We start from the raw sequence: 25,454 nt of genomic DNA on the forward strand, positions 1-25,454 counted from the left end.
TGTACCATTGTACCTCTTTCTTGGAATGAGTATATAAGGGATTTATTAAATGTTATTGTATCATAAATGTGGTAAAATTCCTTGAAATCTAGAGCAAATTTGACAGTTAAGCCTTGATATGATAAGATTTAGGTATCTATATCTAGAAATGTTTTAGAGGAAATTATGGCAATTGAAAAAACAGTCAGCGAGTTAGCCGAAATTTTAGGAATTAGCCGTCAGGCAATGAATAATCGAGTTAAAACTCTTGCACCCGAAGATACTGACAAAAATGAAAAAGGGGTCACTGTTGTGACGCGTAGCGGTTTGATAAAACTGGAGGAAATCTACAAAAAGACGATTTTTGAAGATGAACCAGTCAGCGAGGACGTGAAACAGCGTGAACTCATGGAAATTTTAGTAGATGAGAAAAATGCTGAAATCGTGCGCTTGTATGATCAGCTAAAAGCAAAAGATGTTCAATTGGCTAAAAAAGATGAGCAGTTGCGTGTGAAAGATGTTCAAATCGCTGAAAAAGATAAGCAATTAGATCAACAGCAACAACTGACTGCAAAGGCCATGAATGAACGTGAAACGTTGCTATTAGAATTAGACGAAGCTAAGGAAAAAGTACAAGCACAAGAACAAAAGGGCTTCTTTGCAAGATTATTTGGAAGATAATGAGAATCTCGGTTGAAGAAACTGGGATTTTTTTATAGAATGAAAAGTATGGTAAAGGAAGAACTAGCAAACAATATCAATATCCTTGGCTCTTTTTGTGGAAAACGCGATTTGCCAGAATTAACACAGTTAGCGTTAAAAAAGAAATATCACTTGAAACAAGTTGATGTTATGGTTCTGTTTGGCGGAAGTATTTTGGCTGGTGGAGACGTTTTGGCGCAGGCTATGTTAGAGGGAATAGCAAAGACTTATGTTATTGTCGGTGGGGCAGGGCATACGACGGAGACTCTTCGGCAAGTGGTCGCAAAGAAATATCCGAAAATAGAAACACAAACTTTTTCGGAGGCAGAAATTTTTAATGCTTATTTGAAAGAAAGGTATAATTTAACGGCTGATTACTTGGAATCTCACTCGACTAATTGTGGGAACAACATCACTTATTTGTTGGATTTGCTGAAAAGAGAAAAGATTGATTTTCATTCTATCATTCTTAGTCAAGATGCGACAATGCAGGCGCGTATGGAAGCAGGAATCAGGAACTATCTTTCTCCAGATACATGTATCATCAATTTTGCTACTTATCAGGCTGATGTAACCGTAAAGAATCAGAAGCTTGAATTTAAACAGTCGATTTACGGTATGTGGGAAATAGAGCATTATATCAGTCTGTTGATGGGAGAAATTCATCGTTTGTTAGATGATGAATCGGGCTATGGACCAAGGGGAAGAGGCTATATTTCGCACGTAGAAATTCCTATAGAGGTTAGAACTGCTTTTGAAACATTAAAGAAAAGTTATGGAGATTTGATTCGCATAGCGAATTCTCTATATGCTTCTACTGATGAGATAGTTAAAGGAGAACGATGAAACAACGTTTAGACTTTCATAAGCTGTATTACAACCTTGATAAAATTTTATTTTTATTTTTTATCATTTTTATGGTAATGGAGTATCTCTGGTTACCTTTTAATTCCTGGGCTGCAGATTCTTTGCTAAGGCTGACAGGTTATCAATTTTTATCGTACAATAATGTCTTAGCGGTACTATCCAGCAATCTGCTGCTAACTCTAGCATTTATTGTATTATTTCTAGTGAATCTGCTAGTCGCTTATTTTCAGGTTGGTTTGCTCTTTTTAGGTGCTCATAATTTGCTGACTCAGCAGGGAAATACACTTTTTGCATTCACTAAAAAAACAGTCTCTGATGGTTTTTCACTTTTAAAACAAGTTCGTCCCAGCAAAGTTGCATTTGTTTTATTGTACATTGCTTTGCTTTTTCCGTTCATTCGGAAAATCTTGAAAATTTATTATTTAAATAAAATTTTAATTCCGAATTTTATCGTGTCTTATTTGCGAGATACTTACTTTTTAGCTGGAATGGGACTTGCTTTACTAGTATTGCTGATGCTGTTGATTGCTGTCCGTTTGATGTTTGCGTTGCCAAAAATTCTGATTGAGAATGTCTCCGTCGGAGAAGCGGTTCGATTTAGTTTGGAAAAAACACATAAGCGTTTGCTGTTCTATTCTTGGCACTTGTTTTGGATTGTTACCAAGAGTTTTCTACTCTTTTTCGCTATAACGATTCCATTATTGTGCCTTCAAACTTATATGGACGGTCAGTCCAATCAAACTGCGCTTATAGCCGGAGTTGTCAATTATGTGCTGATGAAAACGACTCACTATTTGATGTTGACCTATTTTTTAGTTAAATTTGTAGCTTTTTTGACAGAGAAAAGACTTTGTCACAGTGCACGCAGGAAGTTAGATCGACTCTATCGTTGGGTTGTTATGTCGATTGCTTTTTTAGCATTTGCAGCTGAGGGTTATAGTTATCTTCAGATTCCGTTGAGCAACAATCCTGCTGTGATTTCACATCGTGGTGTTTCACGGGCAAACGGTGTCCAAAATACGATTCAATCGTTAGAGAAGACAGCCTTATTAAAGCCAGACTATATTGAAATGGACGTTCAAGAAACAAAGGATGGACAATTTGTCATGATGCATGATGCGAATTTATCTGCCTTGACTGGAGTCAACGCGAAGCCACAAGATTTGACGTTGACAGAATTAACATCTTTGGATGTTACTGAAAATGGCTATCGTACAAAGATTTCGAGTTTTGATGCTTATTTAAAACGTGCTAATGAATTGGGTCAACGTTTGCTGATTGAAATAAAAACCAGTAAGAAAGATTCGCCTGATATGATGGAGCGCTTTCTGAATAAATATGGGAACACCATTAAACAATATGGCCACCAAATGCATTCACTGGATTATAAAGTCATCAATAAAGTAGTTAAATATGATGCCAGCATTCCAACTTTTTTCATTCTTCCTTACAATACCATTTTCCCACGCACTAAGGCAAGTGGCTATACAATGGAGTACTCCACACTTGATGATAATTTTATTTTCAAACTGTGGCAAACGGATAAGAAACTGTATGATTGGACGGTCAATGATGAAAATGCTATTTCAAAATCGTTGCGTTTAGGTGTAGATGGCATTATCACTGATGATGTGCAGTTAGTACAAACAGCTATTAAAGAATTGCAAAATAATCCTAAATACGCCGACTTGCTAATCAATCAAGCTTTTGACTTTTTTAATTTTACATAAGGTAAGCCCCTCTTAGTAATGAACTAGGAGGGGCTGGTTTTTTAGTGTATTTAAAATGGTAACTTCCCTGCGAATGCACCTAATTTTTTCTTGGTTGCATCATCAATCTCAGCAAGGGCAGCATTGATTGCTTGGGTTGTCATGTCAGATAAAGTTTCTAAGTCTTCTGGGTCGACAACAGCTTCTTGGAAGTCGATTTTGACGACTTTTTTGTCACCTGTAAGAGTTGCGACTACGAGACCTTGAGCGGATTTGCCAACAAATTCTGTCGCCGCAAGCTCGGCTTGCCCTTTTTCCATTTGTTTTTGTAGCTTTTGTGCTTGTTTCATCATTGATTGCATGTTCATCATTATTTGGGTTCTCCTTAATATTCAATAGTTATGATTTTATTTTAACACATCTGGTATATCTAGGCTAGATTTTTCTAAATCAATTGTTAAGTGATAGTCGGTATTATCACGGACAGTGTGTTCAAAGTCAGTAGTATAAAGGACAAGACGGAGTGTATCGCCTGCTGCCATTTTGTAGATAGTGGGTTGAAGTTCAAAAGAAATTTCCATCCATTGATCTGGTGTGACTTCTTCGACTGTTAGCAAATCAGTGCGATTTTGAAGATTTAGGAAACCTTTGGTGATGACGCGATGTGGTGTTTCTTTGAAGGGTAATTCCATCAAATGTTCCAACATATAAAAGCGACCGTTATCCATAGCTTTTGGTGCAAGTACACTAGGTAGTGGAAGGAGCCGTTTGGCGTGTCCAACATCCAGTAATTGTGCAGAAATCAAGCCTTTATCAGTACTGGATTTAAGGCGAAGGTTAAGTTTAACAGGACCATTTAAGAATAAATCTTTTTCCAGTGTCACATTCACTGTCACTTGATTGAGTTTTCCGTCAAAAAGTTCATTTTTGAAAGTCTGATAAGTTTTGCTAAAACGGTCGTAGTCTTCTTGAGCATATTGGTTTGGGATAATTTGTGTGTCTTTACCTAGGTTGAAATGAGTGCCGTATTTCTGATCGCCAAATGTTTCTAAAGACAGCCAACTTTGAGCCTGACTATTGTCTTGCCAGATCACAGTCGGCAATTCAAAGTGGGAATTGTAGCCCAGCAGTTTCTTGCTGAGAAGTGCATTCATAGATTCACGAAAGTCAATGGATTGCCAATTGTTCATGTAAACGTGAGCGCCGTTGTGGAAAAATAAATGTTTTTTGATGTCTTGTAGCAAGGCGTGGAACATATTGTAAACATTCAGCGGTTTGACATTCCAGTCTTGGGAGCCATGAGTGAAGACGACTTCGGCTTTGACCTTGTGCGCGTGAATCAGATAGTTTCTGTCATGCCAAAATTGATTATAATCACCCGTTTCGCGCTCCAAATTTGCTTTTAATGTTTTGAGGCTCTTTTGATACTCGGCATCGTGACGAAGACGTTCGCCCGCTAGAAGATTGCGTGAGTAAGTTAATTCAGTCAAAGAGTCAAAATCTTCACCAGGATAGCCCCCAGGACTTGTCACCAAACCATTTTCACGATAATAATTGTACCAAGAAGAAATGCCAGCTTCAGCAATAATGACCTCAAGACCATCTACGCCAGTTGTAGCTAGCCCATTTGACAGAGTTCCGAGGTAAGAGATTCCTGTTGTAGCAACCTTTCCATTGGACCAAGTGGCGTTGATTTCTCGTTGTCTGGTATGGTCAGTAAAAGCACGACAGCGACCATTTAACCAATCAATAACATTTTTATAAGCCTCAATTTGATAATAATCTCCGCTCGTCATAAGACCGTCAGAGTCCTTTGTTCCCACACCTGATACATATAAATTAGCAAAACCACGAGGAAGAAGGTAGTCATTGAGTGTATAAGTACCGATATGCCCAAGTGTTTCTTCCGTTTGCTCAACTAATGTAGCTTGTCCTTGAGGTTCAACCAAGTGCAGTTCTGGGTCATGAACAGTAATTTTTCCAGTCTCTTTTTTAATCAAGTCCACATTCATGTTATACAGAGTTTTATCGCTAGCCTTATCATTCGTTCCTTGATGATAGGGACTAGCAGTCATAACCGCAGGAATTTTTCCGTCAAATTGAGGACGAATAATACTGACTTTAATCAAATCAGGTAGACTATCATTATCAGTATCCACGCGTGATTCTACATAGACAACTTCGCGGATAGCATTGTGGCTGGTAAAGGTCGCTAAACTTTTACCATTGAAATAATGATAAGTATTATCTTCTGGAATCAAACCATTACTGACGAGTTTATCAATCAAGAGATTACCGTTTTTGGTGCGCGTATTGAGTAACTGATACAGATTTTCAAGTAGGTTTCCATAGATAATGGGGAAATTTACGTCCTTTCGGAATTTTTCTACATCGTCAAAGTCCACAAAAGGCACAAATTCTAGTAATTGAAAAGCAATAATATAAAAGGTCTCTGCTGTCAATTCTTGATGGGATGTAAAAAAGCTAAGTAAGTCTGTTTTTGAATCGGCAACCAATGATTTTAAGGCGTAGTCTGTATTTTTATAATTAAAAAAAGTTCTCCGTACAAAAGTCTCTAAATGTTGTTTATCAGAATGATTTGAAGGAAAAGAAAAGCCCATACTTTCCATTTCAGCAAGTATTATTTCGTTTATTTCTGGTGTATAACTATACTGATTATAGCGCATATTTTTACTCCTTTTTTACATTTTATCAAAAAATAACCTTTACATTATCCATTGTAACTGATAAAATAGGATTTGTCTAAAATTTTTTAATGAAAGAGGAGAACAAAATGGACGTCACATGGATTGTGAAATATATTACAGAGTTCCTTGGAACGGCAATTCTCATTATTTTGGGGAACGGAGCGGTTGCCAATGTGGAATTAAAGGGAACGAAAGGTCATCAAAGTGGCTGGTTAGTCATCGCAGTTGGTTACGGTATGGGAGTTATGATTCCTGCACTTATGTTTGGAAATGTATCAGGAAACCACATCAATCCTGCTTTTACACTGGGACTTGCGATTAGTGGCTATTTCCCTTGGGTGCAAGTCGTACCTTACATTATTGCACAGTTATTAGGAGCAATGTTCGGTCAAGCGCTAGTAGTAGCAAGTCACCGCCCTTATTACTTACAAACAACCAATCCAAATGCTATTTTGGGTTCGTTCTCAACCATTGTGAATACTGATGATGGAAGCAAGCAATCACATGCTGCTTCTATGATAAACGGTTTTATCAATGAATTTATTGGTTCATTTGTTTTGTTCTTTGCAGCGATGGCAATGACTAAGAATTATTTTGGCGCAGAAGTTATCAAATACGCTGCAACTCGAGGAGTTGATGCAACACAACTTCAAGGAAAAGTTGCCATTGGATCCCACATCAATGCTGGCCTCGCTGTGGCTCATTTAGCGCTTGGTTTCCTCGTAATGGCATTAGTAACATCACTCGGTGGTCCTACAGGTCCAGGTCTGAACCCTGCACGTGACTTAGGTCCACGTATTCTTCACTTCCTTCTTCCGAAATCAGTTCTTGGTGAACATAAAGGAGATTCAAAATGGTGGTATGCTTGGGTACCAGTCGTGTCTCCGATTCTTGCCGGTATTGTTGCTGTGGCACTTTACAAGTTGATTTATGGATAATCTGTAAAAATGAAGAACGGTTCTTGCGAGCCGTTTTTTGATGTTTAAGCGCCAGTCTGGTTAAAAATAGGCAAGCGATTAGACGCTTGCTGAGATAAAATGTTATACTAGCAGAGTAGGCATAACAACAATGAGTTTGAGATGAAATCCCTATCTTTTTATCTTATGTTATTTACGCTGAAATATAGTGGTTGATAGGTAGTGCTAATGATGGTGAGATAGTTTCGGGAACTGTTGAGGTAGTGAATGTAGTGTCATAACTACTCTTCTGAGTTGGGCAAGCAAGTGGTATTGAGTATCTACTGCTTATGGGAGTTCTTCGACTAATCGGGTACTACATTTTGGTTTATTGCATCGTTCGATCTAAAGCTAGAAACTTTCGTCTAACCTTTTAGCGACAACCAAGTTAACATTCGAGGGTGGACAGAAAAATCGATTTTTTACAAAATACTGGTTTTGATCTGACTCTATCTTTTCTTTGGGAGAGATGAAATGGAATTTGACAGATTAAGTGGCAGACGAACACTCCTATTTGGTATTTTGGCAATTGTTTTTGGAGCCATCATTATTGCAAATGGTGTTGATTTTACAAAATTTGCCCTAGATTTATTGGCTATTTACTTTTTATTTGTAGGAACCATTAATCTTTTCTTTCGCTTTTTAGTGAGGAATCGTATTAGCCTTATTTCTGCTCTTTTGCATATTCTTGTAGGATCGGTTGTTGGCTTTCTTAACCGTGCCAGTAATATACCGGTCAATATTGTCATTATCATATTAGGATGCTATCAACTGTGTACGGCAGCAGTCTATGGTATTACTTATTTTCTTTATCGTCAGAATAAGCTCAAGGGTAGCTTTCGTTATCTTTTTGATACTTTGGTTTATGGTGGAATTGGGCTAACCACTGTATTTTCTCCCGGCAAGGACGGTAGAATGCAATTTTTAATTGTTGGTATTTATTTAATATTATTAGGTTTTTCCAATGTTCGCGATGGTGCTTTTTCAATACAGATTTGGAGAAAAAGCAGCTTCGACGTCATATCCGAATCAATCTTCCTGTCATTATTGCTGCCTTTTTCCCAGCAGAGCAATTGAATCGTTTCAATCATTTGTTGCAGGGTGAAAAACGAGGCCACCAAAAAGTTTACAGCCGTATTCAAAATGATCAAAAGTCGGTTGACTTAGAAGTGTTGATTCATACATCCGATCAAAATCTTTTTGGGATGATTGGGCACGTTGATATTTGCTATCAAGGAAAAGTTATTTCTTATGGTAGTTATGATACCTTTTCTGAGCGTTTATTTGGTACGATTGGAGATGGTGTTTTGTTTAAAGTGGATAAAGATGCTTATATTGACTTGTGCAAAGAAGAAAGCAAAAAAACCTTGTTTGGTTATGGTTTGTCTTTAACAGATGCACAAAAACGTGCTGTGGAGAAACGCTTGGCTGAAATTGATGAACTACTGGCAGTGTGGAATCCATCGGCTGAGTTAAAAAATAATGACCATACATATGCTTATAAGTTGCGGTATGAATTGGGAGCTGATTTATATAAGTTTAAAACGAGTCGTTTTAAAACCTATTTTGTTTTGTCGACCAATTGTTGCTTGCTTGCAGATAGTATCATTGGACAAGCTGGAACAGCCATTTTAGATATGCGTGGGATTATTGCGCCAGGAACTTATCAATCTTACCTTCAATATGAATTTGAGTCAGCGAATGATTTAGTAGTGGCACGAAGTATTTATCAGTAATATTACAATTTTTTCTATTTGAACATAAATATTTGTAAAATATACAAAAATTATTTAAAATAGAAAGGCTTGGAGGAATTTATGAGTTCAACAAATAAAATTGTAAATACGATACCAGTATTAAAAATCAATAATCGGAAAAACAATCTTGCCTTTTATCGTCAAACTTTAGGGATGAAAGATCTGTTAGAAGAAGGAGCTTTTGTCAGTCTTGGAGATCAAACAAAAGTTGAAAAATTACAGCTAGAAGAGTCACCCAGTATGCGGACTCGCAAAGTTGTAGGAACAAAGAAATTAGCTAAAATTATTATCAAAGTAGCCAATCCACGAGAAATTGAAGCGCTTTTAGCGCGTGGCAATAAGATTGATACGCTGTATCAAGGGAAAAATGGTTATGCCTTTGAAGCAAGCTCTCCAGAAGGAGATAAGTTTTTATTGCATAGTGAGGAAGACTGGACGACTTTGGATAGAATGCTGATAGCCCCAGCATTTGAACCATTAGAGGATTTTATTGGACTTAGTCAATTTATCATAGAGAAAATTCAGATTAACGTTTTAGATGAGGAAAAGGCAGTCACTTTTTATCGGGAATGGCTAGAAAATCAGTCTATTCTAGCATTCTCACAAGCAGATGGGTCAGATTTGGTGACAGAGAGCAGTCAAACTTGGGATTTAGCAACAATCAAATTTACCGTTGAACAGTTCGACGTAGCAGCTTTGCAAACCTTATTTCAAGGAAAAGAAAATTTTATACCTAAGTCAGGTAAATTTTTCTTAACAAAAGATGACAGCCAGATTGAAATCTGGATTGAAGCGGTATGAGTTTGAATAAGATTCTCTCAAAAGTTGAACAGCAGATTATACAATGTATTTATCCCGGAGCTAGCTTAGCTTTGTATGCTCATGGAAAGTGGCAGGAAGCCTATCTCGGTGAGAGTAGTCCTGAGCGAGGCGAGAAAAGTCGGGCGGGGTTATTGTATGACTTGGCAAGCGTCAGCAAGGTTGTGGGTGTCGGAACGATACTTGCTTTCTTGGTGGATCAGCAAGCTGTTGATCTTAATCAGCCTTTGACGAATTACTACCCGGCTTTTCAGGATGATTCTGTCACGGTGAGGCAGCTAGCGACTCACACATCAGGGTTAGATCCTTTTATTCCAAATCGTAATAAACTCAATGCCACAGAATTAACGGATGCCTTGAATCATTTAACGGTATTAGATAACAGGAGTTTTCGTTATACAGATGTGAACTTTTTATTGCTAGGTTTTATGTTGGAAGAAATTTTTCATTCCTCCTTGGATAAAATAGTTGCACAAGAGATTTGTCAGCCTTGGCATATGAAAAAAACAGTCTTTGGGCCTGTTGAGCAGGCAGTTCCGACTGTTCGTGGTGTGAAATCAGGCATTGTACATGATCCAAAAGCGCGTGTATTAGGCAGACATGCAGGGAGTGCGGGTCTGTTTTCTACTGTTCAAGATTTAGAAATATTTTTGGAACATTATTTGCAGGATGATTTTGCAGCAATCTTGACACAAAATTTTTCAAGAGAAGTTGGGAAAAAGCGCAGTCTTGCTTGGGATTTAGATGGAGAATGGTTGCAACACACAGGTTATACAGGAACGTTTATTATGTTTAATCGTGCGCAGCAGAAAGCAGTTATTTTTCTTTCCAATCGGACGTATGAGAAGGATGAACGTGAGCAGTGGATTTTAGAACGCAATAAGCTCATGGATTTTATAAAACAAGAACTGTAAAAATGAAGACAGTAGGAGTAAGAGCTGGGTTTCCTGCTCTTTTTCGCTGTTTTAAGAGTTGAAATAAATTAGTTTGGAATATAAAAGGAATTGAAAAATAACGATCGCTTTTTTCTCTGAATTATATTAAAATAATAGATGAAGTATGTGATATAGAGAGAGACTATGACGAAAAAAGTAGGTGTCGGTCGGGCACATAGTAAAATTATTTTGATAGGGGAACATGCTGTTGTATATGGTTACCCTGCGTTAGCCTTGCCTTTAAATAATATCGAAGTGACTTGTCGTATTCTACCGTCAAATCATACATGGGTTTTATACGAGGAAGATACCCTCTCTATGGCGGTTTTTGCTTCTTTAGAATTTTTAGGGATACAAGAGGCTGATATTCGTTGCGAGATTGAATCAATGGTACCTGAAAAGCGGGGAATGGGTTCTTCGGCGGCAGTGAGCATTGCTGCGATTCGAGCTGTTTTTGACTATTATGAGCAAGATTTAGATAAAGAAACTCTTGAGATTTTAGCGAATCGAGCGGAGATGATTGCCCACATGAATCCGAGTGGATTGGATGCGAAGACTTGCTTGAGCGATCGTGCTATTAAATTTATCAAAAATGTTGGTTTTTCAGAGTTTGAGACGAATCTTGGAGCTTATCTTGTGATAGCAGACACAGGGATTTATGGGCATACACGCGAAGCGATTCAAAAGGTGGAGAGTATTGGAAGAAGGGCTTTACCACATTTGCATCAGCTTGGTAAATTGACGAATGAAGTTGAAGCAGCGTTGAAAATTAAAGATTTAGAAGCAATTGGTATGGCTATGTCAGAAGCTCATCTCAGCCTAAAAAGTTTAGGTGTTAGTTGCCCAGAAGCAGATAAACTGGTTTCTATGGCGCAAGCAAATGGAGCACTTGGTGCGAAAATGAGCGGTGGTGGTCTTGGCGGTTGCATCATTGCTCTAGTGGCTAACAAAGAAAAAGCTAGTTGGCTATCCCAGTTATTGAGAGAGAAAGGAGCTGTGCATACATGGATCGAAAGTCTGTAAACGTGCGGTCTTATGCTAATATTGCCATTATCAAATATTGGGGTAAGAAAGATACTGTTGAGATGATTCCTGCGACGAGCAGCATTTCTTTGACCTTGGAAAATATGTACACAGAAACGAGCTTATCAAGTTTGCCAGCCAGTGCCCAGTCAGATGAATTTTACATCAATGGTATTTTGCAAGATCAAACTGAACACAAAAAAATGGGTGAAATCATAGATCGTTTCCGTCCAGCAGGCTCTGGGTTTGTGCGAATTGATACAAAAAATAATATGCCGACAGCAGCAGGCTTATCTTCTAGCTCAAGCGGTTTGTCTGCCCTCGTTAAGGCATGCAATGAATTTTTTGGACTGCACTTGTCCACAAAACAACTGGCACAAAAAGCAAAATTAGCTTCTGGCTCGTCTTCGCGGAGCTTTTATGGTCCAATTTCGGCTTGGGACAAAGATAGCGGTGAAATTTATCCAGTAAAGACGGATTTGAAATTAGCCATGATTATGTTGGTCTTATATGATCAGAAAAAGCCTATTTCGAGTCGTGAAGGTATGAAACGGTGTGCAGAAACTTCAACAATATTTGATGATTGGGTGAGACAGTCAGAAGAAGATTACAAAGCTATGCTGATTTATCTTTCTAACAATCATTTTTCTAAAATTGGAGAACTAACAGAAAAAAATGCACTTGCCATGCATGCTACCACTCAGACTGCAAGCCCCCCTTTTTCTTATTTGACCGAGAAAAGTTATGAAGCGATGGATTTTGTTAAGCAATTACGAAGTGAGGGAGAGCGCTGCTATTTCACCATGGATGCAGGACCAAATGTAAAAGTTTTGTGTTTAGAAGAAGATTTGGAACATTTAGTACCAATATTTGCTGAGAAATATCATCTCATTGTTTCTAAAACGAAGGAATTACCAGATGATTAAGACAGTAAGAACATGTGGGAAATTATATTTAGCAGGAGAATATTCTGTCTTGACGGCGGGTCAAGGAGCGATTTTGAAACATATTCCTATCTACATGACTGGGAAAATTCATTTTGCCGAACAGTATCGCCTATTTTCAGATATGTTTGACCATGCTGTGGATCTGACACCTGATGATGATTACAGTCTCATTCAAGAGACGGTTGCTGTCATGGATGAGTTTTTACAAAGTCAATCTATTTCATTAAGTCCTTTTTCTTTAACCATTACTGGGAAAATGGAACGAGATGGGAAAAAGCTCGGTTTAGGATCTAGTGGTAGCGTAGTGGTTGTGACGATAAGGGCGATAGCATCTTTGTTTGATGTGACATTATCTGCGGATGAAACCTTTAAGTTGGCAGCCTATGTTCTCCTTAAACGGGGAGATAATGGTTCAATGGGAGATGTAGCTTGTATCGCCTATGAGGACTTGATTTATTACCAATCTTTTAATCGAAAAAAAATAGCAGAGCAGATTAATGAGCTTCCTTTAGAAAAGATAGTGGCCCAAGATTGGGGATACATTATCCGGACAATCCATCCACAGCTTCCATGTGATTTCCTCGTGGGCTGGACGAGAGAACCAGCTATTTCTAGCGTTCTCATCAATCAAGTCAAAGCAAAAATCTCATCAATTTTTTTAACACAAACGCAAGAAGAAGTCCTTCGACTGGAGAAAGCGTTGCTTGTTGGTGAGAAAGAAATTGTGAAGCAAAGTCTAGAAAAAGTTAGTTGCCTCCTGCTGCAACTGAGCCCTGCTATTTATAATGAAAAATTGAGAGCTTTAAAAAGGTCTAGTCGAGGATTGGACTGTATGGCAAAGAGCAGCGGCGCTGGCGGTGGTGACTGTGGCATAGCCTTGTCTTTTGATTCCGAAGCCAGTCAAATCTTAGTGGAGCGGTGGCAAGCGGCAGGAATCGAGGTTTTATATAAGGAGAGGTGGGATAGATGAGTCAAAATCGTAAAGATGAACACATAAAGTACGCACTTAAGTACGAGTCGCCTTATAATAGTTTTGATGACATGGAGCTCATTCATTGCTCGCTTCCTAAGTATGATTTGGACGAGATTGATGTAACAACGCATTTTGCAGGTAGAGACTGGGAGTTTCCGTTTTACATTAATGCTATGACAGGTGGAAGCGAGAAGGGGAAAGCCATCAATCAACGCTTGGCTCAAGTAGCGGAAGCGTGCGGTATTCTGTTTGTCACAGGATCTTACAGTGCTGCTTTGAATAATCCAGCGGACGATTCTTATGCCGTTAAAAAAGATAAGCTAGATCTACTCCTTGCCACCAATATTGGACTGGATAAGCCCTATTCACTGGGACAGCAGGCTATCACAAATCTTCACCCTCTATTTTTACAAGTGCACATCAATCTCATGCAAGAATTGCTCATGCCTGAAGGAGAACGTTCCTTTAAAACTTGGCGAACACATTTAAAAGATTACGCTGAGAAGAGTACAGTTCCAGTGGTGTTGAAAGAAGTTGGTTTTGGTATGGACTTAGCGACGATTCAAATGGCTTATGATTTGGGTATCCGAACAGTAGACCTTTCTGGACGTGGCGGAACGAGCTTCGCCTATATTGAAAACAGGCGTGGTGGCAATCGTGATTATCTCAATAATTGGGGGCAGTCTACTCTTCAGGCCTTATTGAATGCTCAGCCGATGATGGATAAAATGGACCTTCTTGTTAGCGGCGGAGTACGTCAGCCGCTTGATATGGTTAAGGCATTTGTTTTAGGTGCCAAAGCTGTTGGGCTTTCGCGCACGATGTTAGAATTAATTGAGAGGTATTCAGTAACCGAAGTCATTTCTATTATCAATAGTTGGAAGGAAGATATACGCTTGATTATGTGTGCACTTGCTTGTCAAAATTTGATGGAGTTAAGGCAAGTACCTTATCTTTTGTATGGACGTTTGCAAGAAGCACAAAATCAAATAAAAAAAGAAACCCGATGAGTTGCTCACTTATCGGATTCTTTTTTGCTTATGATTTTTGACGAAAGTCTTCTAAAATCTCTTGCGCTCTTTTGAGACTAAAATTTTTCTCGGAAATGAGTTGAGAGACCAGAGGAGCAACCTCTGTATTCTGTGCTCCTGCTAAAAGAGCGAGAGACTTGGCTTGTAGTTTCATGTGTCCGTGTTGAATACCGGTGCTAACCAACGCTTTCAAAGCTGCAAAATTTTGTGCTAAACCGATAGACGCAATGATACTAGCTAACTCTTTGGCAGTTGGATGTTTTAGCAAATCGAAGCTAACTTGCACCGTAGGATTGAGTCCGATGGAACCGCCTTTTGTAGCGATGGGAAGTGGAAGAGTAATCTCTCCGTAGAGTGTTTGAGTAGCTTCCTTTATGGACCAAGTCGTCAATCCTTGATAAGTTCCATTTCTGCTAGCATAGGCATGTGCTCCCGCTTCAATTGCCCGCCAGTCATTTCCTGTCGCTAATACAACAGCATCAACGCCATTGAAAATGCCTTTATTGTGGGTGCTGGCGCGATAAGGATCTTGCTTGGCAAATTGGCTTGCTAACACTATTTTCTTAGCAATATCAAGGGCTTTTGACTTATTTCGGTCAAGAAAACGGATATCAATTTCACAGGTGGCAGTTACTAAGGCTTCCGTCGCATAATTTGATAAAATTGCCATCAAGCTTTTACCACCAGATAAGTCTTCTAATGGTGTTTTTAATGCTTCTAGCATGGTATTAAGGATATTGGCTCCCATAGCTTCTTGGGTGTCAACTGTTAGGTAGACGATTAGAAATTCAGCTTCACCATTTAGATATTCCATATGCAAATGGCGTGCTCCACCTCCACGTTTGACAATCGATGGGTGTGCTTGATTGGCCAATTCTAATAACTCTTGCTTGTGGTTTTGGATATTTTTTATAGCTACTTCAATATTTGCTACTTGATAGAGAGCAACCTGTCCAATCATTTGACGATTGTGAACAGTTGTTTTGAAGCCACCAGAACGCTTAATGATTTTTGCTGCAAAGGTGGCAGCTGCAACAACAGAGGGCTCTTCTGTTACGAAAGGAACCTGATAAATTTGCTCATCTACCATGACATCAGGAACAAGAGCGTAGGGAAGAGCAAGTGTTCCAATTACATTTTCGCTCATTTGGTCGGCTGTCGAAAGAGGAAGTGTGTAATTGTGTTCAAGACCTATTTGGTTGTCTTTGTTTAGCAAGTGATAATCTTGCAAGAACTTTAATCGTTCTTGTAGCGATTTTTTAGAAAAAACTGTCCAACTTAACTTCATGTTATTTTTCCACCTTGATGTATCTACGTTGGTGCTCAACAATTTCTGCTAAAGCAAAGTTCTGATTTTCATAGTTCATAAAGCTAGCAGAACCATTTTGATCTAGTTGAGCTTCTTCAAAAAATATTTTCTCATAATCTGGTATGCTTAGTGGCGTGCGATTGTTGAGCATTTCTATACGATTGGTTTGAAGGCGTTGCTTAAAGCCTGCTACAAGCTGACCGCTAAAGATTTCTGATACAGCTCCGCTACCATAACTAAAGAGCGCAATCCGGTCACCTGTTTTAAGTGTTGAGCTATTTTCAAGTAGAGAAAGGAGACCTAAAAAGAGAGAGCCTGTGTAGATGTTGCCTACTTTTTGACTGTAAAGAATAGATTGATGGAAATTTGCTTGTAGTTGCTCTTGTTGTTCAAGGGACAAGCTTTTATCCATAATTTTTTTCAAGCCTTTTAAAGCTAGCTTAGGATAAGGCAAGTGGAAACAAATAGCTGCGAAATCTTTTAAAGATACTTGATTGCGTTTTTGATATTCCACCCAAGTTGTTTTTAGGCTATCTAAATACTGTTGTGTGGAATACATGCCATTGACAAACGGCGTTGTAGAATAATTTGGCCGCCAAAAGTCCATAATATCTCGTGTTTGAGCAACATTATCTTCATTAAAAATGAGGATTCGTGGATTATTCGTGATGAGCATAGCGACTGCTCCAGCCCCTTGGGTCGGTTCCCCAGGGGTATCGACACCGTATTTAGCAATATCGCTTGCAATGACCAACACCTTTGAGTTGGGATGTTTTTCGACATGTAGCCTCGCATAATCTAGTGCAGCAGTAGCGCTGTAGCACGCTTCTTTCATTTCTAAACTACGTGCAAATGGCTGAACCCCCAGCAGGCCATGAACAAAAACAGCAGAAGCCTTACTTTGGTCAATTCCAGATTCGCTGGCTACGATAACCATGTCAATCTCATTTTTATCTTTTGCTGTTAAAACAGACTCTGCAGCACTCGCGCCCATAGTTACGATATCTTCAGTAATAGGAGCGATACTGAGTTCTTTTAATAGGAGCCCTTTACTTAGTTTATCTGGGACAATGCCGCGTGCTTCTGCTAAATCTGCTAATTTTAATACGTAATTGGTTGTCGCAAAGCCAATTTTATCAATTCCAATATTCATCAGTACCTCTGTATATTTTTCGGTTTTATATCAAACTTATTCTATTCCATTTTATCATAATTAAAGTGGAAACTGAGAAAAAAGTCTTCTTGTAAAAAGAAGGACTTTGGACATTTTAAAGTTTATGTTGAATTAGGAAGAATGATGTTGTTGAAGATAATGATATAATTTAAGCACGACTGTACCGCTAGCCATTCCAATCGAAATGACCAAGGCTAAAATCACTACTAGTGTCGTGTTTACCATAGCGTGGCTATAGTTTCCAGTAACAAAAAAGGCAGTTGTGCGATAGGAAAGGTAGCCTGGAACCAAAGGAGCCAGAATGGCTAAGATAAAGACGACAGCTGGTGTTTTATAGAGAATACTCAATATTTGACTAATGCAAGACCCGATAATGGCTGCAATAAATGTAGCAATGATAACATTTGTAGGCTCTTTTAACATATAATATAATAGCCATGTAAACATTCCAAGAACTCCTCCTGGAATTAACATGCTTTTTTGAACATTTAAAACGATTAAGAACGTTACAATCGCAAGAAAACTTGCAGCAGCTTGTAGTAAGACAGTCAATGGAATCACCTTTTATTTCATTAGGATGAGAGCTACGGAAGTGCCGGCTCCTAGCGCTAGGGTAATTAGCAATGTTTCAAAAATTTTGCTCATTCCAGAATTGAGATGGTTAGTCATTAAATCACGGACAGCATTGGTTAGAGCAATGCCAGGGACAAAAGGCATGACAGCGCCAGCGATGATTAAGTCCGCACTTGAAGGAAAGCCAGAATAACGTGCCCAGATTTGTGCCAGCAGTCCAAAAACAAAAGCACCGGCAAAAGCTGTGACAAAAGGAATACGTACGAATTTGTTGACTGAAAGAGAAAAAGAAAAGCCAAAGAAGGTCGCAAGAGCAGCTCCGAGTGCATCATAGAGATTGCCCCCAAACATGATAGAGAAAAAAGGAGCGCTAATGGTCGCCGCAAGTGTTAGTTGCCTGTTTGTATATGGAGGTTTTTTCTTTTTTAGCTGAATCAGTTTCTTAAAAGCTTCTTCAAGACTGATCTTCCCACCAACTAGCTCACGTGACACTTGATTGACATCACATACTTTTTCAATATTATAGTTTGAATGAGTAATGCGTTTCATACGCGAAATATTGGTGTTTTCAATTGAAAAGAAAATGGCAACTGGCATTGCGAGTGCATTACAATCCATAATTCCTTGAGAATGGGCAATCCGAATCATGGTATCTTCAACCCGATAAATTTCAGAACCACTTTGAAGCAAAAGCGTACCTGCTAACATCAGGACATCAACGGTTAGATTAAATTTGTCTTCCCTTTCTACATCTCTTTTCTCCACTATATGTACACCCTTTTCTTTTAACTAACAATACCTCTATTATAGCATAAAAAAGAAGAAAACCAGTTGGAATTTCCAACTGGTTTTTGAGAATAGAATTGAATTAGCTGAGGGCATCATCCATTGAGAGAACTTCGTGGAAGACACGTTGAGTCAATTCAGTTTTTTGTTCTTTAGTAAGGTATTTGGTATTGACACAGTAACCTGAGATACGAACGATAACATCTTCACCATTCATAATCTTATCATAGACATCTTTCAAGTCCATAACGTTTAAGTTGACGTGCTGTCCTCCATTTTCAAAGTAACCATCAAGAATCGTCACCAAGTTATCTACCTGTTCTTCACGAGTTTTACCAAGAGCACGAGGTGAAACTTGTGTAGTGAGAGAGATACCATCTGCTGCATAGCCAAAGTCAAGGCTGGCTAGTGAGTTGAGGTTTTGCAACCAACCACCACGAGCTTTGTTAGATGGGTTCGCACCTGGTGAGAAGAATTCTAATTTAGATAAGTTTACTGAACCATCTTCGTTGAGGTATACCCCTTTGTGGACCGGTGAGTTACCAGTTTGTTTAGAGTAGGCAACGTTCGAAGTGATAGTGAGAAGTGATACAGTCGCTTCTGCATTCTTGTAAAGTCGATGGCTGCGAAGACGAGTAGTGTAAGCTTCAATCAACCATTCTGCCAATTCATTTGAACGAGGATCGTCTTCACCCCAACGTGGGTATTCGCCAGTAGTTTCGTAGTCGTAGATATAACCATTTTCGTCACGGATTGGTTTGACTGTCGCATACTTAATAGCTGACAATGTATCAACTGTATTGGCAAATCCACAGATACCAAATCCCATATTAGCACGTTGATGGGTTGGCAAGAAGGCCATTTGAACAGCTTCGTAGTTGTATTTATCTGTCATGTAGTGAATGATATTCAATGCATCTACGTAAGTATCTGTCAACCAATCGAGCGATTTTTCAAAGTTTGCCTTAACAGTATCAAAGTCAAGGACTTCATCACGAATAGGTTCGATGTCAAATACTTTGTAATCTTTGTGAACATCATCGTAACCACCGTTAAGACCTGTAAGAAGAGCTTTTAATACGTTTACACGAGCACCAAAGTATTGGATGTTATGGCGTTGTTCTTCATTTTCTGGGTCGAGCGGAGACACACAGCATGAGATACAGCTCATTTCACCATATCCGTCTTTAGCCATTGTTGTTACACCTTCGTATTGGATAGAAGAGTGTTTGTGGCTCATGTGCATGCAGTAATGACGGAATGCATATGGTAATTTATCTGTCCAAAGAACTGTTAAGTTTGGCTCTGGTGAGTTACCAATATTGTCAAGTGTATTCAAGAAACGGTAGTCCATTTTTGTTACACGGTGACGACCATCATTTCCCATACCCGCCATAGACGTTGTGATGAAGGTTGGGTCACCTGAGTAGAGTTGATCGTATGCTTTTGTACGAGCAAATTTTACAGTACGAAGTTTCAAGACGAAATCATCAACAAATTCTTGGATTTCTGATTCAGTGTAAGTACCACGAGCCAAGTCACGTTCTGCATAAATGTCAAGAACGATAGGCACACGTCCAAGAGAAGTAGCAGCACCATTGATGACACGGCAGACAGCCATGAAGGCAATGTTAGTCCATTGGATAGCTTCTTTAACGTCAAAGGCAGGACGGCGAACATCTACTCCGTAAAGGTCACCCAGGCGAACAACTTCTTTTAATGATTGGTATTGAAGATTGACTTCTTCACGAAGACGAATTGTTTCTTCATCAATATCTGTCAAAGCATTCCAGTCTTCAACTTTTTCTGCCATCAAGTAATCTGCTCCGTAAAGTGCAAGACGAGCATAAACACCGATGATACGTCCGCGTGAGTAAGCATCTGGCAGACCTGTAACGGTATGCGCATGACGTGCACGACGAATATTGGTTGTATAAGCACGGAAAATACCATCATTTACAGTTGTCACGTATTTTGTGAAAATTTCATGCATTTTAGGATCAGGTTCATATCCATGTTCCTTCAAGGCAGTTTCTGCCATACGGATACCACCTTTTGGCATGAAATTCAACTTAAACAATTCATCATTTTGGATACCATAAATCAATTCATTGTCTTTATCAATGTATCCTGCTGGAATATCAGCGATTGAAGTGGCACGTGTATCCATTGGGAAACGTGTTTCTTCATAATGTGCTTTTGTATCTTCGATAATTTTTTTAATGTGAAGAGAGCGTTCAGTTGGTCCAGCTAAGAAACTTTCATCTCCATCATAAGGAGTGTAGTTTGCTTGTACAAAACGAGATACACTGGCTTTTTCTCGCCAATCATCGCCTTTGAAGCCTTCCCAAGCTTTATCAAAAATATCTTGTGCTTCGACAACAGTTTTAACAACCATGTTTTTTCCTCTTGAATCTTTCTAGTAACACAAAACTGTTACATTTATAAAATCAGTATAGCATATAGTAATCGTTTACACAAACGAAATATAATAATAAAAGCACTTTCTTTTATAATACAGATTGACAAAAGTTGTATAACTGTGTTATAATTTTGAAAGATTAGATGAAAATAGGAAAAGAGTTTAATAAACTTAGATAGTTTACAAAGTCAAGGGAGAAGTTGATCATGGGAAAAGTAAAACTATTACAGGTTTTGATTTCCTGTGGTTTACCTTGTATGTAATAGCTGCTTTTTTATTTATACTTTAATACTTTGTAGGAGAATAAATGTTAATTTTTCCGCTCAACAATGATACGTCTCGGAAAATTATTCACATTGATATGGATGCTTTTTTTGCTTCCGTAGAAGAAAGAGACAACCCAGACCTAAAAGGAAAACCTGTCATCATAGGGAGAGACCCTCGTTTGACTGGTGGACGGGGTGTTGTCTCGACTTGCAATTATGAAGCGCGAAAGTTCGGTGTACATTCAGCAATGAGTTCTAAAGAAGCATACGAACGCTGTCCGCAGGCGATTTTCATTTCGGGAAATTATGAAAAATATCAAGCTGTCAGTCAAGAAATTCGAGACATTTTTAAACGGTATACAGATGTGATTGAGCCCCTCAGTATTGATGAAGCTTATCTAGACGTGACAAAAAATAAATTGGGTATAAAATCTGCTGTCAAGATAGCCAAGCTAATCCAGCACGAGATATGGACAGAACTTCATTTAACAAGTTCTGCGGGTGTTTCCTATAACAAATTTTTAGCAAAAATGGCTAGTGATTATAAAAAACCTCATGGTTTGACAGTTGTTTTGCCCGAAGAAGCAGAATCCTTCCTTTCTCCAATGGATGTAAGTGAATTTTATGGTGTTGGGAAGAAGACAGTGGCGAAGCTGCATGATATGGGTGTTTATACGGGAGAAGATTTGTTGAAAATTTCTGAGATGACCTTGATTGATTTGTTTGGGCGGTTTGGTTTTGACCTTTACCGCAAGGCAAGAGGCATCAGTAATTCACCAGTGAAAGTCAATCGTATTCGTAAGTCTATTGGTAAGGAAAGGACTTACGGAAAATTACTATATGACGAAGACGACATAAAAAAGGAATTGACACTTTTATCGCAAAAGGTTGCTCGTAGTTTAAAAAAACATGAAAAGTCTGGGAAGACGATTGTCCTGAAGATTCGTTATGCGGATTTCTCGACGTTGACAAAGAGGCAAAGTTTAATGACTAGGACGCAAGATGCAGAGCAGATTGAGCGCATTGCCCATGAAATTTATGATAGCTTAGATGAACAAGTAAGTGGTGTGCGACTTTTAGGTGTGACAGTGACAGGATTTGGGTAAGAATGTAAAAGAGTCTGAGATAAACATATCTCAGACTCTTTTATGTAAAGATAATCCTTCATGATGCAGTCTTTATTTGGTGTACTCAAAGCAGGTCAATAGGGCTGACCTAGCAAGCATCAAAGATGGCTTAATGCGTTTTTTAGTTCAAACATAGAAATTAGAGAGTGAGGGGGGTCAGCTTTGCGAGCTGGCAATTTCTATTCATTCGATTTTAGTTGCCAAAGATACTGTGGATATCTTCTTCAGTCAGTCCGATCATAGGATTTATTTTCGAAAAATTTTCTTCAGTCAAGACATAGTCTTCCACGCTTGTTTTCAAATCATCCATAGAAGTGTGCATTATTTTTTCATCTGTTGGTAGATTTGCAAAACGTTGAAGGAGATAGGTTTTACGTGTTGTCCCAGTATTTTGGACAGCAAAGGCAAAGGCAGACTTTTCCCCAAGAAGAATCAATTTGCTCTTGGCGCGGGTGATAGCAGTATAGATAAGATTGCGTTGCAGCATGCGGTGGCTGCTAGACGTAATCGGTAAAATGACGACTGGAAATTCACTGCCCTGAGATTTGTGGATACTCATAGCGTATGCCAGACGAATCTTGTACCATTCACTGCGTTGATAAACAATCTCATTGCCGTCGAAATTGATAGTCAGTTCATCTTGCTTGGAATCAGCATATTTTGCTGGTAGTAAATCGGTGATATAACCCAAATCACCGTTGAACACATTGCTTTCAGCATCGTTGACGAGATGAATAACCCGATCACCTTGTCGGTATTGACCATCAGTAGCTTCAAAGATAAGTTGTTCTTTTACAACAGGATTGATCAGATCTTGCATGAGTTGATTGATGTGGTCAATTCCTGCTTGTCCACGGTACATAGGAGCAAGTACTTGTACATCTTGAGCTGGAATACCACTACGGATAGCGACTTCCACAATGCGTTCAATCATCTGTGGAATCTGCTCGCTACGAACTTCAAAATAAGAACGATCTGCTTTTTTTTCAATGAAATCAATTGGCAGAGTGCCTTTTTGAATCTGACTAGCTAAGGTAACGATCGTGGAATCTTCGCCCTGCCGATAAATTTTTTCTAATTTGGTCTGTGGAAGGAGGGGGATTTTCAGCAAATCTGCTAACACTTGTCCAGGACTGACAGAGGGTAGCTGGTCGGCATCTCCGACAATGAGTAGCTTGCTATTGGAAGAGATATTGCTGAGTAGTTGATTGGCTAACCAAGTATCTACCATTGAAAATTCGTCCACAATAATAAAATCTGCGTCCAAATAATCGTCTAAATGACTGGTGTCATCGTCTCCTGTCATGCCTAAATGCCGATGAATCGTCGCACTTGGCAGTCCTGTTAATTCATTCATGCGTCTAGCAGCACGCCCAGTTGGAGCGGCTAAAAGGATAGGTAAATCTTGAGATTTGTGTAAATCCAGACCATGTAGCAGCGCGTAGACAGCAATAATTCCATTGATAACAGTCGTTTTTCCAGTTCCAGGACCACCTGTTAAGATGAAAATTTTATGCTGGATAGCATCGCAAATAGCTTGCTTCTGAATCGCATCGTAAGAAATAGCAAATTTTTCTTCGATTTGAGCAAGCGCAGCTTCGATGTTTTCTGGTTCATATTTATTTTGATTTCCCTTCTCCAGAATGCGTAAGAGATTGTTGCAAATTCTTTCTTCAGCAAAAAAGAGACTGTTTTCAAAAATCTTCGTATCGACATGTTGGACTTTATCTTCTTCAATCAAATGAGCTAGCTCATTTGCAACGGAATTTGGATCTAGTTCGATCTGTCGGGAGCTTTCCAGAAGTTCAATGGTGTGTTCCAGAAGCTCTTTTGCTTCAAGATAGGTGTCGCCTTTTTCCATGGACTGGGTTAGAAGTGTGTGGAGTAATCCTGCACGGAAGCGCTCTGGAGCAGTACTTTCAATTCCTAAGCTTTGCGCCAGTTGGTCGGCAATTTTAAATCCTATTCCTTGAATATCTTCCACTAATTGATAAGGATAGTGTTCGACAATTTCGAGAGTCTCTTCTTTGTAAAAATCTTGAATCTGAAAGGCAAGTTTATTTGAAATGCCGTACTCAGATAGCTTTGCAAGGACTCGCTCGGTACCGTAGTTCTGTCTTAATTTCATAATAAAGGCTTCGCGATTTTTAGCAGAAAGGCCTACAATATCATGTAATTTTTCGGGTTCTGCCAAGACCTTATCAATCGTGTTATCGCCGTAGAGATCCACAATTTTTTGTGCTGTTTTTACACCGATTCCTTTAAAATGGTCGCTTGAAAAATATTTGACCAAGCCTTTGCTGGTTGGTTTAGCACGCTCATAGCGTATTAGTTTGAGCTGTTCACCATATTTAGGGTGTTGCACGAGATTTCCCCAGAAGGTATAGTCTTCCCCCTCTATAATATCTGCCATAGTGCCGGTGACAATAATCTCAAAATCATCAAAATCCGCATCGGTGTCGTCAATATTTAGCAACAGAATCCGGAAAAAACTGCTGGGATTTTCAAAGATAATGCGTTCGATGGTACCTGAAAAGTAAAATTCCATAATTTTCCTGTTTAATACTAAAAGAATGGGAATGGGACAAACGTCAGTATTTCGTAAGAAGTCACTTTTGTCGTCCCGCCTTTACATAAGCAACTAGCTTATCCTTTCTTGCTTGACAAGGAGCTAGAATGATTAGCCAACCGTTGTGATTTGTCATCAGAAAGATATGGTAAAAGCCTGGAAACGGATGTTCCAGACTCAAATAATCAAAGTAAAATTCCTTGACTAGAAAGTGCCAATTCTATTCAAAGGCCAGAAGCGGAATTTTGCTTCACCTTGAAGTTGACTAGCTTTAAACGTTCCTACCTGACGGCTATCTTTTGAAACGAGACGATCATCTCCTAGAAGCAGGTATTCACCTTTTGGAACTTCAATGGTGAAGTTAGTGTTGCCATTGGCATCTTGCGTAAAGGACTTGGCTTTATCTGCTAAAGATTGGAAATAACTATTATAAGAATAGGTTGACTGCAATTTATCTTCTTTGAATCTTGTTATATAGTTTTTAAGGTAGGGTTCATTAGTCTTTTTACCATTTACATAAAGCTGGTCATTTTCGTAACGGATAGTGTCTCCGGGAAGACCGATAACACGCTTGACAATTTGCTTGGTTTTCCCATCCTCGTCTTTTTCGCTTGCAACGACAATATCAAAGCGATTCACAGGGAGGTGTTTGACCACAAATAAATATTCTCCGTTTGCTAAAGTCGGATCCATTGAATGACCATCTACCTTAACAGGAACCCAGAAAAAGGCGCGTGATAAGAATAGAATCGCCATAAAGAGGATAAAAAATCCCCATTCTTTCATAAATTTTGAAAAAGTAGTTGATTTTGCTTGCATAAC

Annotated in this window: 20 protein-coding genes and 1 pseudogene; 12 read left to right on the forward strand and 9 right to left on the reverse strand. The window is 38.9% G+C overall.

Annotation, left to right across the window (positions count from 1 at the left end; genetic code table 11):
* Positions 1 to 165 precede the first annotated feature (165 nt).
* The 3 genes from HMPREF1654_RS03560 to HMPREF1654_RS03570 are packed head-to-tail and all read left to right on the forward strand — an operon-like array spanning position 166 to position 3,278.
* Complete coding sequence (locus HMPREF1654_RS03560) at positions 166 to 660, forward strand: DUF536 domain-containing protein (protein ID WP_003029403.1); 495 nt, start codon at positions 166 to 168, stop codon at positions 658 to 660.
* A gap of 48 nt (positions 661 to 708) precedes the next feature.
* Positions 709 to 1,527 carry a hypothetical protein gene (locus HMPREF1654_RS03565; RefSeq protein WP_003077431.1) on the forward strand — a complete coding sequence of 273 codons (819 nt, stop codon included), beginning with the start codon at positions 709 to 711 and terminating at the stop codon, positions 1,525 to 1,527.
* Positions 1,524 to 3,278 carry a glycerophosphoryl diester phosphodiesterase membrane domain-containing protein gene (locus tag HMPREF1654_RS03570; RefSeq protein ID WP_003077565.1) on the forward strand — a complete coding sequence of 585 codons (1,755 nt, stop codon included), beginning with the start codon at positions 1,524 to 1,526 and terminating at the stop codon, positions 3,276 to 3,278. Before HMPREF1654_RS03565 ends, HMPREF1654_RS03570 begins: the two co-directional genes overlap by 4 nt.
* A gap of 50 nt (positions 3,279 to 3,328) precedes the next feature.
* Here HMPREF1654_RS03570 and HMPREF1654_RS03575 read toward each other — a convergent pair whose 3' ends face one another.
* Both HMPREF1654_RS03575 and HMPREF1654_RS03580 read right to left on the reverse strand, forming a co-directional pair.
* The gene (locus HMPREF1654_RS03575; RefSeq protein WP_003077600.1) at positions 3,329 to 3,628 is read right to left on the reverse strand and encodes a YbaB/EbfC family nucleoid-associated protein; all 300 of its coding nucleotides are present in this window, start codon (positions 3,626 to 3,628) and stop codon (positions 3,329 to 3,331) included.
* 36 nt (positions 3,629 to 3,664) lie between these two features.
* The gene (locus tag HMPREF1654_RS03580) at positions 3,665 to 5,944 is read right to left on the reverse strand and encodes a Xaa-Pro dipeptidyl-peptidase (RefSeq protein ID WP_003077745.1); all 2,280 of its coding nucleotides are present in this window, start codon (positions 5,942 to 5,944) and stop codon (positions 3,665 to 3,667) included.
* Positions 5,945 to 6,051: 107 nt separating this feature from the next.
* On the opposite strand from HMPREF1654_RS03580, the gene gla reads away from it, so the two are divergent.
* The 8 genes and pseudogenes from gla to fni all read left to right on the forward strand — a co-directional run bounded on the left by gla (position 6,052) and on the right by fni (position 14,385).
* Positions 6,052 to 6,903 carry an aquaglyceroporin Gla gene (gla, locus tag HMPREF1654_RS03585; protein WP_003070952.1) on the forward strand — a complete coding sequence of 284 codons (852 nt, stop codon included), beginning with the start codon at positions 6,052 to 6,054 and terminating at the stop codon, positions 6,901 to 6,903.
* A gap of 492 nt (positions 6,904 to 7,395) precedes the next feature.
* Positions 7,396 to 8,657, forward strand: a pseudogene (locus HMPREF1654_RS09745) (DUF308 domain-containing protein).
* An 81-nt stretch (positions 8,658 to 8,738) separates the two neighbouring features.
* Positions 8,739 to 9,479 carry a CppA N-terminal domain-containing protein gene (locus HMPREF1654_RS03600; RefSeq protein ID WP_003077825.1) on the forward strand — a complete coding sequence of 247 codons (741 nt, stop codon included), beginning with the start codon at positions 8,739 to 8,741 and terminating at the stop codon, positions 9,477 to 9,479.
* The gene (locus tag HMPREF1654_RS03605) at positions 9,476 to 10,411 is read left to right on the forward strand and encodes a serine hydrolase domain-containing protein (protein ID WP_003077486.1); all 936 of its coding nucleotides are present in this window, start codon (positions 9,476 to 9,478) and stop codon (positions 10,409 to 10,411) included. The genes HMPREF1654_RS03600 and HMPREF1654_RS03605 overlap by 4 nt, the downstream gene beginning before the upstream one ends.
* A 165-nt stretch (positions 10,412 to 10,576) precedes the next feature.
* Complete coding sequence (gene mvk, locus HMPREF1654_RS03610; protein WP_003077595.1) at positions 10,577 to 11,455, forward strand: mevalonate kinase; 879 nt, start codon at positions 10,577 to 10,579, stop codon at positions 11,453 to 11,455.
* Entirely contained in the window at positions 11,437 to 12,381 is a 945-nt protein-coding gene (mvaD, locus tag HMPREF1654_RS03615; RefSeq protein WP_003077756.1) for a diphosphomevalonate decarboxylase, read from the forward strand. Before mvk ends, mvaD begins: the two co-directional genes overlap by 19 nt.
* Positions 12,374 to 13,372 carry a phosphomevalonate kinase gene (locus HMPREF1654_RS03620; RefSeq protein WP_003077659.1) on the forward strand — a complete coding sequence of 333 codons (999 nt, stop codon included), beginning with the start codon at positions 12,374 to 12,376 and terminating at the stop codon, positions 13,370 to 13,372. The genes mvaD and HMPREF1654_RS03620 overlap by 8 nt, the downstream gene beginning before the upstream one ends.
* On the forward strand, positions 13,369 to 14,385 hold the full coding sequence (fni, locus tag HMPREF1654_RS03625; protein ID WP_003077502.1) for a type 2 isopentenyl-diphosphate Delta-isomerase: 1,017 nt from the start codon (positions 13,369 to 13,371) through the stop codon (positions 14,383 to 14,385). Before HMPREF1654_RS03620 ends, fni begins: the two co-directional genes overlap by 4 nt.
* Positions 14,386 to 14,413: 28 nt before the next feature.
* Here fni and HMPREF1654_RS03630 read toward each other — a convergent pair whose 3' ends face one another.
* The 5 genes from HMPREF1654_RS03630 to pflB form a co-directional block, all read right to left on the reverse strand.
* Positions 14,414 to 15,694 carry a hydroxymethylglutaryl-CoA reductase, degradative gene (locus HMPREF1654_RS03630; protein WP_003077459.1) on the reverse strand — a complete coding sequence of 427 codons (1,281 nt, stop codon included), beginning with the start codon at positions 15,692 to 15,694 and terminating at the stop codon, positions 14,414 to 14,416.
* A gap of 1 nt (position 15,695) precedes the next feature.
* Complete coding sequence (locus HMPREF1654_RS03635) at positions 15,696 to 16,868, reverse strand: hydroxymethylglutaryl-CoA synthase (RefSeq protein WP_003077772.1); 1,173 nt, start codon at positions 16,866 to 16,868, stop codon at positions 15,696 to 15,698.
* A 132-nt stretch (positions 16,869 to 17,000) separates the two neighbouring features.
* Complete coding sequence (locus HMPREF1654_RS03640; protein WP_014829568.1) at positions 17,001 to 17,450, reverse strand: threonine/serine exporter family protein; 450 nt, start codon at positions 17,448 to 17,450, stop codon at positions 17,001 to 17,003.
* Between the two features lie 3 nt (positions 17,451 to 17,453).
* Entirely contained in the window at positions 17,454 to 18,170 is a 717-nt protein-coding gene (locus tag HMPREF1654_RS03645) for a threonine/serine exporter family protein (RefSeq protein ID WP_048785449.1), read from the reverse strand.
* 160 nt (positions 18,171 to 18,330) lie between these two features.
* On the reverse strand, positions 18,331 to 20,646 hold the full coding sequence (pflB, locus tag HMPREF1654_RS03650; RefSeq protein WP_003074645.1) for a formate C-acetyltransferase: 2,316 nt from the start codon (positions 20,644 to 20,646) through the stop codon (positions 18,331 to 18,333).
* A gap of 331 nt (positions 20,647 to 20,977) precedes the next feature.
* Between pflB and dinB the strand changes: the two genes are divergently transcribed.
* Positions 20,978 to 22,042 carry a DNA polymerase IV gene (dinB, locus tag HMPREF1654_RS03655; RefSeq protein WP_003077853.1) on the forward strand — a complete coding sequence of 355 codons (1,065 nt, stop codon included), beginning with the start codon at positions 20,978 to 20,980 and terminating at the stop codon, positions 22,040 to 22,042.
* A gap of 214 nt (positions 22,043 to 22,256) precedes the next feature.
* Here dinB and recD2 read toward each other — a convergent pair whose 3' ends face one another.
* Together recD2 and lepB are read right to left on the reverse strand one after the other, a co-directional pair.
* Positions 22,257 to 24,611 (reverse strand): SF1B family DNA helicase RecD2, encoded by a 2,355-nt coding sequence (gene recD2, locus HMPREF1654_RS03660; protein WP_003077655.1) that lies wholly within the window; start codon positions 24,609 to 24,611, stop codon positions 22,257 to 22,259.
* A 225-nt stretch (positions 24,612 to 24,836) separates the two neighbouring features.
* Entirely contained in the window at positions 24,837 to 25,451 is a 615-nt protein-coding gene (gene lepB, locus HMPREF1654_RS03665; protein WP_003077544.1) for a signal peptidase I, read from the reverse strand.
* Between the last annotated feature and the right edge of the window lie 3 nt (positions 25,452 to 25,454).

Source organism: Streptococcus intermedius SK54 = ATCC 27335, assembly GCF_000413475.1.
Classification (GTDB): Bacteria; Bacillota; Bacilli; order Lactobacillales; family Streptococcaceae; genus Streptococcus; species Streptococcus intermedius.

Excerpts from the sequence above, each read along its gene's own strand:
- HMPREF1654_RS03560 (WP_003029403.1), top strand. The coding sequence starts at position 166 with ATGGCAATTGAAAAAACAGTCAGCGAGTTAGCCGAAATTTTAGGAATT.
- HMPREF1654_RS03565 (WP_003077431.1), top strand. The coding sequence starts at position 709 with ATGGTAAAGGAAGAACTAGCAAACAATATCAATATCCTTGGCTCTTTT.
- HMPREF1654_RS03570 (WP_003077565.1), top strand. The coding sequence starts at position 1,524 with ATGAAACAACGTTTAGACTTTCATAAGCTGTATTACAACCTTGATAAA.
- HMPREF1654_RS03575 (WP_003077600.1), bottom strand. The coding sequence starts at position 3,628 with ATGATGAACATGCAATCAATGATGAAACAAGCACAAAAGCTACAAAAA.
- HMPREF1654_RS03580 (WP_003077745.1), bottom strand. The coding sequence starts at position 5,944 with ATGCGCTATAATCAGTATAGTTATACACCAGAAATAAACGAAATAATA.
- gla (WP_003070952.1), top strand. The coding sequence starts at position 6,052 with ATGGACGTCACATGGATTGTGAAATATATTACAGAGTTCCTTGGAACG.
- HMPREF1654_RS03600 (WP_003077825.1), top strand. The coding sequence starts at position 8,739 with ATGAGTTCAACAAATAAAATTGTAAATACGATACCAGTATTAAAAATC.
- HMPREF1654_RS03605 (WP_003077486.1), top strand. The coding sequence starts at position 9,476 with ATGAGTTTGAATAAGATTCTCTCAAAAGTTGAACAGCAGATTATACAA.
- mvk (WP_003077595.1), top strand. The coding sequence starts at position 10,577 with ATGACGAAAAAAGTAGGTGTCGGTCGGGCACATAGTAAAATTATTTTG.
- mvaD (WP_003077756.1), top strand. The coding sequence starts at position 11,437 with ATGGATCGAAAGTCTGTAAACGTGCGGTCTTATGCTAATATTGCCATT.
- HMPREF1654_RS03620 (WP_003077659.1), top strand. The coding sequence starts at position 12,374 with ATGATTAAGACAGTAAGAACATGTGGGAAATTATATTTAGCAGGAGAA.
- fni (WP_003077502.1), top strand. The coding sequence starts at position 13,369 with ATGAGTCAAAATCGTAAAGATGAACACATAAAGTACGCACTTAAGTAC.
- HMPREF1654_RS03630 (WP_003077459.1), bottom strand. The coding sequence starts at position 15,694 with ATGAAGTTAAGTTGGACAGTTTTTTCTAAAAAATCGCTACAAGAACGA.
- HMPREF1654_RS03635 (WP_003077772.1), bottom strand. The coding sequence starts at position 16,868 with ATGAATATTGGAATTGATAAAATTGGCTTTGCGACAACCAATTACGTA.
- HMPREF1654_RS03645 (WP_048785449.1), bottom strand. The coding sequence starts at position 18,170 with ATGTTAGCAGGTACGCTTTTGCTTCAAAGTGGTTCTGAAATTTATCGG.
- pflB (WP_003074645.1), bottom strand. The coding sequence starts at position 20,646 with ATGGTTGTTAAAACTGTTGTCGAAGCACAAGATATTTTTGATAAAGCT.
- dinB (WP_003077853.1), top strand. The coding sequence starts at position 20,978 with ATGTTAATTTTTCCGCTCAACAATGATACGTCTCGGAAAATTATTCAC.
- recD2 (WP_003077655.1), bottom strand. The coding sequence starts at position 24,611 with ATGGAATTTTACTTTTCAGGTACCATCGAACGCATTATCTTTGAAAAT.
- lepB (WP_003077544.1), bottom strand. The coding sequence starts at position 25,451 with ATGCAAGCAAAATCAACTACTTTTTCAAAATTTATGAAAGAATGGGGA.